The sequence below is a fragment of the Pseudacidovorax intermedius genome (genome assembly GCF_001476815.1).
GTDB classification, from domain to species: domain Bacteria; phylum Pseudomonadota; class Gammaproteobacteria; order Burkholderiales; family Burkholderiaceae_C; genus Xenophilus; species Xenophilus intermedius_A.
The window spans coordinates 1-8,990 of record NZ_LDSL01000023.1 but is presented as its reverse complement, the minus strand read 5'-3'; the positions used below and the strand labels follow the sequence as shown (position 1 = coordinate 8,990).

Here is an 8,990-nt window from a genome sequence, read left to right as displayed (position 1 = left end):
CGTGCACGGCGCCGTGCACGAACACACGGTTGGGGCAGACGCAGGTCTGCCCTCCGTTGCGGAACTTGGCCGCCATCAGGCCTTCGACAGCCGCATCGAGGTCGGCGTCCTCGAACACGATGAAGGGCGCATTGCCGCCCAGCTCCAGCGACAGCTTCTTGAGCGTGTCGGCACTGCGGCGCGCCAAGTGCTTGCCCACCGGCGTGGAGCCGGTGAAGGTGATCTTGCGCACCCGCGGATCGTCCAGCCAGGCATCCACCACCGCAGGCGTGCGCTCGCGCGAGGCGGTGACGATGTTGAGCACGCCGGGCGGCACACCGGCTTCGTGGGCCAGCAGTACGAGGGCCAGTGAGGTGAGCGGCGTGTCCTCGGCGGGCTTGCACACCACGGTGCAGCCGGCGGCCAGGGCGGGCGCGATCTTGCGGGCGATCATGGCGGCCGGGAAGTTCCAGGGCGTGATGGCGGCCACCACGCCCACCGGTTCGCGCAGCGCGAACATGCGCCGGCCCGGCACGGGCGCCGGGATCACCTCGCCATTCATGCGCGTGGCCTGCTCGGCGAACCATTCGATGTAGCTGGCCGCATAGGCCACCTCGCCCTTGCCCTCGGCCAGCGGCTTGCCCTGCTCGCGGCTGATGAGGCGGCCCAGGTCGTCCTGGTGGGCCAGCACGAGGTCGTTCCAGCGCTTGAGGATGGCCGCGCGTTGACGCGCCGGCAGCTTGCGCCAGGCGCCGAAGGCTGCCTGCGCGGCATCGACGGCTGCACGGGCCTGCGCCGGCCCGGAATCCGGCACCTGCGCGATGCGCTCGCAGGTGGCGGGATCGGTCACGGCCAGCCGGCCCTCGGCGTCGTCGCGCCAGTGGCCATCGATGAAATTGGCGGTGCGCACCAGCTCGGCACGCGAAAGGGTCAGGGACATGGGTCGGGGCTCAAATGTGGCGAGTGAAATGTGATGGGATCGCCTGGGGCGCCCGAAGGCCGCGGAGCAGGCCATGCCAGTGCACCCGAGGAACTGGCTTTGCCAGGCCTCTGGGTGCGCCCCCCTCCAAGCCGAAGGCGACAGAGAGGGGGGAGCCGCGAAGCGGCATGGGGGGTGTCAACTCACGATCCCCAGGTGCCAGGGCACGAACTCGTGGTCGCCCAGCCCCAGCGCCTCGCTCTTGGTCTTCTCGCCGCTGGCGTGCCGCAGGATCTGCCCAAAGATGCGTTCGCCCATCTGCGGCACGTCCAGCTCGCCGTCGAGCACCAGGCCGCAGTTGATGTCCATGTCCTCTTCCAGCCGGCTGTACATGGGCGTGTTGCTCGCCAGCTTGATGGTGGGCGCGGGCTTGCTGCCGAACATGGAGCCGCGGCCGGTGGTGAAGCAGATCATGTTGGCGCCGCTGGCGATCTGCCCTGTGGTGGCCACGGGGTCGTAGCCGGGCGAGTCCATGAAGACGAAGCCGTGCTCGGTGATCGGCTCGGCGTACTCGTAGACGGCGCGCAGCGGCGTGGTGCCGCCCTTCATGGCCGAGCCCAGCGACTTCTCGAAGATGTTGGCCAGGCCGCCCGCCTGGTTGCCCGGGCCCACCACGCCGTTGAACTGGCCGTTGTGGCCGCGGGTGTAGCGCTCCCACCACGCGAGCCGGTCCAGCAGCTTCTGGCCCACGGCCGGGCTGATGGCGCGGCGGGTGAGCATGTATTCGACGCCGTGGATCTCCGGCGTCTCCGACAGGATGGCCGTGCCGCCGTGACGCACCAGGATGTCCATGGCGGCGCCGAGGGCCGGGTTGGCCGTGATGCCCGAAAAGCCGTCCGAGCCGCCGCATTCCAGCCCCACCTTGAGATGGCTGGCGGACACCGGCACGCGCTGCACGTCGTTGGCCGCAGGCAGCATCGCCTCGACGGCGCGGATGCCGGCCTCGATGGTGGCGCGGGTGCCGCCCACCTCCTGCATCACGAAGGTCTTCAGGCGCTCACCGGCCGCCAGGCCCTGCGAGGCGACCAGGTCGGCCACCTGGTTGCGCTCGCAGCCCAGGCCGACGATCAGCACCGCCGCCAGGTTGGGATGGTTGGCATAGCCGGCGATGGTGCGCCGGAGCACGTCGAAATGCTCGCTGGGCGACGACATGCCGCAGCCGCTGCTCTGCGCGAAGGCCACCACGCCGTCCACGTTGGGATAGGCCGCCAGCCGCTCGGGCGTGAAATGGGCCGCCACGCGCTGGATCACGGTGGCCGAGCAGTTGACCGAGGAGATCAGGCCCACGAAGTTGCGCGTCGCCACCCGCCCATCGGGCCGCACGATGCCCATGAAACGGGCGCGCTCGGCCTCGGGCAGATGGTCCACCGGCCGCACGTCCTGGCCGAAGCCGGGGTCGCGGTCGAAGTCGATGAGCACGATGTTGTGCGAATGCACATGCTCGCCCGCCTCGATGTCGCGGGCCGCGGCGCCGATGACGGTGTCGTACTTGCGCACCGGCTCGCCGGCGGCGATGCGGCGGGCCGCGATCTTGTGGCCGGCCGGCACCTGGGCACGCAGGCGCAGGCCCAGCTCCGGCAGCGGCTGGCCCAGCGCCAGGGGCGCGCGGGCGATGAGCACGTTGTCGTTGGCGTGCAGGCGGATCAGGGTGGCGGCGTCGGGCATCGTGGTTGGGGCAGGGCGGTGGTGTCGGTCACCCGGTCGGGCGACCTGTGGGCGGTCAGCTCTTGAGGAGCTCCTTGAGGTTCAGGCGCTCGATGAGCACCTTCTCCTTGTCCATGGTGGCAGAGACGTACTTCTGGTAGTCGGGCGCGTCCAGGTACATGAGCGGCGCGTCGATGCGGGCGCAGGCGGCGGTGAACTCGGGGCTGGCGGCGGCGGCCTTGAAGGCGCTGCGCAGCCGGGCCAGCACCGGCGCCGGCACGCCCGCGGGCGCGCCGATGCCGTTGGGCGCATCGACCACCACGTCGTAGCCGGCCTCGCGCAGCGTCGGCGTGTCCTTGAACTCGGCCGAGCGCTGCTCGCCCCAGGTGGCCAGCAGGCGCAGCTGGCCGGCGCGCACCTGTGGTGCCCAGGAGCTGGAATCGGCCAGCACGTCTACGTGGCCGCCCATGAGCGCGGCCAGCGCGTCGGCGCCGCCCTTGAAGGGAATGGCGTTGAACTTCACGCCGGCGGCCATGGCGAATTCCTCCATGCCCACGTGGGTGGCGCCGCCGAAGCCGGCCGTGCCGTAGGTGACCAGGCCGGGCCGCGCCTTGGCGTCGGCCACCAGGTCCTTGAGCGTCTTCCACGGCGCGTTGCTGCGCACCGCGATGCCGAAGGTCTGGCCCGACACGCGGGCGATGTAGCTCAGGTCCTTCAGCGGGTCGACCTGCACCATGCCCAGCTGCGAGAAGCGGGTGACCGAGATCGGAATCTGGCCGATGGTGTAGCCGTCGGGCCTGGCCGAGGCCAGGGCCTTGAGGCCGATCATGCCGGAGGCGCCGGTCTTGTTCTCCACCGCGATGGACTGGCCCAGCTCGCGCGAGGCGGCGGTGCACAGGGCCCGCATGGTCACGTCCGCCGTGCCGCCCGCCGGCCAGGGGCACAGGAAGATCAGCGGCCGTTCGGGATAGGCCGCGGCGCTGGCCGTCTGCCAGGCGGGAAGTCCGGCGGCGGCAGCCGTGCCCAGGCTGCCGAGCACGAAGCGGCGGCGGGAAGTGTTCATCGCGGTCTCCTGTTGTGTTGCGGCGGATTCTGGTGGGCCGCTTCATGAAGCACCAATGAAAGAGTGGACTGGCTTCATGCCGTTTTGGTTATGCTGGGCCATGGCTGACATCGACCGCGTTCTGCGCTCCAACCTCAAGCTGCGGCACCTGCAGCTGCTGGTCGCGCTCGACGAATTCCGGCATCTCGGACGGGCGGCGGAGTTCCTGTCGGTCACGCAGCCGGCCGTCTCCAAGGTGCTGGCCGAGATCGAGCGCATGTTCGCGCTGCAGTTGTTCACCCGCTCCACCCGCGGCACCGAGCCCACGGCCTATGGCGCGACGGTGGTGCGCTTCGCCCGCTCGGTGCTGGCCGACTACCAGCGCACCCGGGAGGAGATCGACGCCGTCGCCAGCGGCGGCGCCGGTCGCGTGGCCGTGGGCGCGATGGTGGTCGCCATGCCGGGGCTGCTGACCGCGGCGGTGCGCCTGCTCAAGCAGCGCAGCGCGCTCACCACCGTGCTGATCGAGGAGGGCGACCTCACCCGCCTGCTGCCGCGCCTGCGGGTCGGCGAGCTCGACCTGATCGTCGGCCGGCTGGAGCCCGGCTATGCCTCGCCGGACCTGGACACCGAGCCGCTGTACGCCGAGCGCATGGTGATCGTGGTGCACCGGGACCATCCCCTGGCCGCGCGACGGCGCAGTCCGGGCTGGCCGGAGCTGGCGCGCCAGCCCTGGGTGATGCCGCCGGCCTGGGCGTCGTCGCGCATCAAGCTGAACCAGCAGTTCTACCGCCACCAGCTGGTGCCGCCGGCCGACGTGGTGGAGACGGCCTCGTTCCTCGCCACCTTCGCCTTCGTGCGCGACCTGCAGGCGGTGGGTTTCGTCGCCGAGACCGTCGCCCGCCGCTTCGAGGCCGAGGGCTACCGGGTGCTGGCGCTGCCGGTGCCCATCGAGCTGCCGCCGGTGGGCCTGATCACCCTGCGCGGCCGCCGGCGGTCGCCGGCCGCGCTGCAATTGCTCGATTGCCTACGTGCCGCCGGCACAGATGCGCCACAGTAAGCGCTACCGGTTCCGCTAGCATGGCCTTGCCGCACGATGAAGGAGGCATCTTGCCGATCTCCCACGACAACCGAGGCGCCGGGGCCATCAACGAAGCCGGGCGCCTGCAGGCACTCGCCGAATTGCAGGTCATGGACACGGCCCCCGAAGCCAGCTTCGACGACATCGCCTGGCTCGCCGCCACGGTCTGTGAGGTTTCCGTCGGCCTGGTCAGCCTCATCGGCGCCGACCGCCAGTGGTCCAAGGCGCGCTGCGGCACCGACGTCGAGAGCCTGCCACGCAGCCAGGCCTTCTGCAGCCATGCGATCGCCCAGCGCGACATGCTGGAGGTGCACGATGCCCGCCTCGATCCCCGCTTTGCCGCCTACGCCATCGTCGTCGGGTCGCCGCACGTGCGTTTCTATGCAGGTATGCCACTCACCGGGCCGGGCGGCTGGCGCTACGGCACGCTGTGCGTGATGGACACCCGCCCGCGCCAGCTCACCGAGGTGCAGCGCGAGTCGCTGCGGCGCCTGGCGGCCCGCGCCACGGACCTGCTGGAGGCGCGGCGCCAGCGCATCCTGAGCGAGAGCCGCGATGCCGCCATCGCCGAGCTGCTGGAGGCGCTGCCCGACGGGGTGGTGACCTGCGATGGCCAGGGCACGCTGAAGGAGTTCAACCGCACGGCCCGCGAATGGCACGGCGTGGACCCGCGCGCCATGCCGCCGTCGCAGTGGCCGGTGCATTTCGGCCTGTGCGAGCCCGACGGCCGCACCCTGCTCGCACCCGAGCGCGTGCCGCTGGCCCGGGCCCTGGGCGGCGAGAAGGTGCGCGGCCAGATCATCGTGATCCGCACACCGGGCGTGGAGCCGCGCACCGTGAGCTGCAACGCCAGTCCGCTGACCGGCCCCGACGGCCACAGCTTGGGCGCCGTGTGCACCATGCACGACGTGACGGTGCAGGCACGCGATTCCCAGGCCATGGAGGCGCTGGCCATGACCGACCAGCTGACCGGCCTGCCGAACCGCACCGCCTGGTTCGCCGAACTCGAACGGGCGCTGGCGCGCACGGCCCGCGCCGGCGCTGCCGCGGTGATGGCCTTCATCGACCTCGACGGCTTCAAGCACATCAACGACACGCATGGCCATGCGGCCGGCGACGAGGTGCTGCGCCAGTTCGCCGCGCGCCTGCAGGACAGCTGCCGACGCGGCGACTTCATCGCGCGGCTGTCGGGCGACGAATTCGTGGTGTTTCTCGACCGGGCTGATCCGTCGCCGCTGGAGCTGTCGAAGGTGGCGGCGCGCATCCATGGCGCGCTGGCGTCGCCGATGCGCGTCTCGGGCTTCGAACTTCGCATCGGCTGCAGCATCGGCTTCGGCACCGCACCCGGCGACCGGCTTGACGCCCACGGCCTGATCCACGCCGCCGACGTGGCGATGTACACGGCCAAGCGGGACAAGTCGCTGCCCTTCGCGGTCGTGCACATGGGCGAGGCGGAGGATCAGGGCGCCACGCGCGCCTGAGCACGGCCGCCAGCATGTGGCGCCCCAGGGCAGACGCGGGCCCCGCTTCCTGGTGGAGCACTGCTGGCTGTCGACCGGGCGGCCCCGTTCACGCCTTCGGCGCCGGCCGCGTGCGTCGTCGCTGCAGCCAGCCGTCGATCGACCAGCGGCCGCCACCGTGCACCAGCAGGTACAGCAGCAACCCGGCCCAGGACAGGTGCGTGGGCCAGGCCGACGGATAGACGAAGAGCTGGATCACCAGGGTCATGCCCAGCAGGCCGAGCGCGGGCAGCCGCGTGAACAGGCCCAGCACCAGCAGCACGGGCAGCACATGTTCGGCCGCGGCGGCCATCTGCGCGGCCAGCTCGGGCGGGATCAGCGGCAGCCGGTAGTCGGTGCGGAACAGCTCGTAGGCGCTGTCGTTGATGTGGAACCAGCCGTCGACCTTGGTGCGGCCCGACTGCCAGAAGATGGCCGCGATGGCCACGCGGTCGATGAGCGCGAGGGCGTCGTGCCAGGCGGCGCGGCGGCCGACGGCGGCGAGGCGCTCGCCGGGCGTGGTGGACGAAGCGGCAGAAAAAGGTGTGGTCATGGGTGGTCCGTCCGGATGGGATCGAGGCTCAGCACCTGCCAGCCGAGCAGTTGGCCGATGAGCGGGGCGATGGCGCAGCCGGGGTCGGCCGCCATGGCCTGGCCGCTGGCTTCGAGCAGCGTCCGGCCGTCGGCGCAGGCGTCCAGGAAGGCACAGCCGGCGCGGTCCAGCGCATGCCACTCGACCGCCTCGCCGGCTCGAACGAGCAGCGCGCCGTCCGGCGCCCAGGGCAGCCCGGCCAGGTCGGTTGCCTCCGCCCCGGCCCGCGCGGCCTGCCATATCGCGAAGGCGGGCATGTCGGCATGCCAGGTCCAGCGGGCCGAGGGCAGGGGGCGCAGCCGCACCTGGCCCAGGGCTTCGGGTGCCAGCGCAGAGAAGAGGCCGGCATCCACCGGCTGCGCGTCGGCCGCCGCGTGGGCGTCGAGCCACAGCCGATCGAGCCGGCACACCGCGCGCAGCCAGGGCAGGCCCGCGGTGGAGGGCAGCCCCGCCAGGAAGTCGGGCAGGCTGTCGCCGTAGCGCAGCAGGCTGGCCTCGGTGGGCCATGCATGCTGCAGGTATTCGGCGGCGGCGCTGCGCAGCCAGTCCTCGCCCAGCAGCCGACCCGTGGCGGGATGGTTGGCGACCAGCGCCTCGATGCAGGCCCGGCGGATGCCGTTGCGGTAGATGGCCAGGCCGGGCTGGTCGGCCAGCGGTCCTGCGGCGTCGGGCGCCAGCACGGCGAGGTGCAGCAGGTGTTCGAAATCGGCCGCCGGGTCGGCCGTGGGCAGCGGCCGCGATGCGACACGTGGCGGGGCGCCCGCTTCGGTCGCGGGAGGGGGCGGTGACGCGGGCCCGGGGAGGGCGCTTCGCGCGTGCGCCGTCATGCCAAGGCCTCCGGCAGGGCGATGCCGTCCAGGCAGCGCTGGGCGCGGGCACGCTCTGCCATCAGCGTCGGGAAGCCGGGCACGTCGCCGTCGCGCTCCAGCAGCACGGGCCGCGGGCCGTGACGATCCACGAAGCGCGCGAGCAGGGCCCACACCTCGGGCGCGACGGCGCGGTCGTGGGTGTCCACGAGCAGGGCCTCGCCATGCACCGGGTCGGGCGCATGGCCGGCAATGTGCAGTTCCATCACGGCCTCGGCCGGAAAGCCGTCGAGGTAGGCCACCGCATCCTGGCCGAGGTTGCGGCAGGACACCTGCACGTTGTTGACGTCCAGCAGCAGGCCGCAGCCCGTGCTGGCCACCAGCTCGGCCAGAAAGTCGGTCTCGGTCCAGCCGTGACCATCCAGGCGCAGGTAGTGCGACGGGTTCTCGATGGCCAGGCGCCGGCCCAGTGCCTGCTGCGCCCGGTCCACGCGCTCCGCGATGCGTGCGAGCGACGCATCGGTGCGCAGCACGGGCAGCAGCTCGGGCAGGTAGCGGCCGCCCGCGCGCGACCAGGCCAGGTGCTCCGAGACCAGCACCGGCTGCAGCCGGTCCACCAGGCCGCGGAATCGCCGCAGGTGGGCGGCATCGAGCGGCTCGCAACCGCCCAGCGACATCGCCACGCCATGCAGCGACAGCGGATGCCGCGCGGCGATGCGCTCCAGCCAGGCCAGGCGCGGGCCGCCGTCGACCATGTAGTTCTCGGGATGCACCTCGAACCACAGGCCGTCGGCATCGGCGGCCAGCGCCTCGTCGAAATGCTGCGGCTTGAGGCCCAGGCCCGCGCCGGGCTGCGGCGGCTGTCGTGGCATGGCGATGCGGCCTGGCGATCAGGACTTCATCGGCGTCAGCGAGCCCATACCCTTGGGCGTCTTCATGCTGGTGCAGGTGCCGGCGGGCACGTTCTTCCAGGCGTTGGCCTGGTAGTCCACCTTGGAGGTGCCGGCGCAGGTGGTGCCGGGGCCGGCGGCGCAGTCGTTCTTGCCGGCCAGGGCGACGCCGTAGCACTTCTCCATCCTGGCCATGCTGTCGGCGGGCTTGCTGTCCTGCGCATGGGCGATGCCGCCGGCCAGGGCGGCGAGCAGGAAGGCGGTGGTGGCGAGGGGACGGGTCGAGGTCATGGTGAAAGCTCCTGTCGAAAGGGTGGAAGGGCGGAATCGGCCACCGCCATTGCGGCGACCGTCTGCTAGTTGTCGAGTTGCAATAGGTTGTTCCCACAAAGGCGGGAGGCTGGGGGCTTGTGCCCCAGAGCGCAGTGCGGGCGCTCGCAGTTGTAGTAGCGCAGGAAAGCTGGCAGCCAGGCGGTGG

Annotated in this window: 9 protein-coding genes and 1 pseudogene; 2 read left to right on the top strand and 8 right to left on the bottom strand. The window is 71.7% G+C overall.

The features are described 5' to 3' along the window. From NS331_RS03025 to NS331_RS03015, 3 genes are all read right to left on the bottom strand, one after another. A partial coding sequence (locus NS331_RS03025) for an aldehyde dehydrogenase family protein (RefSeq protein WP_153012731.1) occupies positions 1-919 on the bottom strand: 919 nt, incomplete at its 3' end. Positions 920-1,096: 177 nt separating this feature from the next. Further along, entirely contained in the window at positions 1,097-2,623 is a 1,527-nt protein-coding gene (locus tag NS331_RS03020; protein WP_058640540.1) for a UxaA family hydrolase, read from the bottom strand. 55 nt (positions 2,624-2,678) lie between these two features. After that, entirely contained in the window at positions 2,679-3,665 is a 987-nt protein-coding gene (locus NS331_RS03015; RefSeq protein WP_058640539.1) for a Bug family tripartite tricarboxylate transporter substrate binding protein, read from the bottom strand. Between the two features lie 100 nt (positions 3,666-3,765). Between NS331_RS03015 and NS331_RS03010 the strand changes: the two genes are divergently transcribed. Both NS331_RS03010 and NS331_RS03005 read left to right on the top strand, forming a co-directional pair. Then, entirely contained in the window at positions 3,766-4,704 is a 939-nt protein-coding gene (locus NS331_RS03010; RefSeq protein WP_058640538.1) for a LysR substrate-binding domain-containing protein, read from the top strand. A 50-nt stretch (positions 4,705-4,754) separates the two neighbouring features. Further along, positions 4,755-6,206 carry a diguanylate cyclase domain-containing protein gene (locus NS331_RS03005; protein WP_058640537.1) on the top strand — a complete coding sequence of 484 codons (1,452 nt, stop codon included), beginning with the start codon at positions 4,755-4,757 and terminating at the stop codon, positions 6,204-6,206. 88 nt (positions 6,207-6,294) lie between these two features. Here the strand turns inward: NS331_RS03005 and NS331_RS03000 are convergent, their stop codons facing one another. The 5 genes and pseudogenes from NS331_RS03000 to NS331_RS25325 all read right to left on the bottom strand — a co-directional run. Then, positions 6,295-6,777 carry a DoxX family protein gene (locus tag NS331_RS03000; RefSeq protein WP_058640536.1) on the bottom strand — a complete coding sequence of 161 codons (483 nt, stop codon included), beginning with the start codon at positions 6,775-6,777 and terminating at the stop codon, positions 6,295-6,297. Continuing rightward, positions 6,774-7,496: an HvfC/BufC N-terminal domain-containing protein gene (locus tag NS331_RS02995; RefSeq protein WP_058640535.1), complete on the bottom strand. Its 723-nt coding sequence runs from the start codon at positions 7,494-7,496 to the stop codon at positions 6,774-6,776. Before NS331_RS02995 ends, NS331_RS03000 begins: the two co-directional genes overlap by 4 nt. Before the next feature lie 143 nt (positions 7,497-7,639). Continuing rightward, positions 7,640-8,494 carry an MNIO family bufferin maturase gene (bufB, locus tag NS331_RS02990; RefSeq protein ID WP_058640534.1) on the bottom strand — a complete coding sequence of 285 codons (855 nt, stop codon included), beginning with the start codon at positions 8,492-8,494 and terminating at the stop codon, positions 7,640-7,642. A gap of 18 nt (positions 8,495-8,512) precedes the next feature. Then, positions 8,513-8,803: a BufA1 family periplasmic bufferin-type metallophore gene (locus tag NS331_RS02985; RefSeq protein ID WP_058640533.1), complete on the bottom strand. Its 291-nt coding sequence runs from the start codon at positions 8,801-8,803 to the stop codon at positions 8,513-8,515. Positions 8,804-8,868: 65 nt separating this feature from the next. Next, positions 8,869-8,990, bottom strand: a pseudogene (locus NS331_RS25325) (integrase core domain-containing protein); the annotation flags it as partial.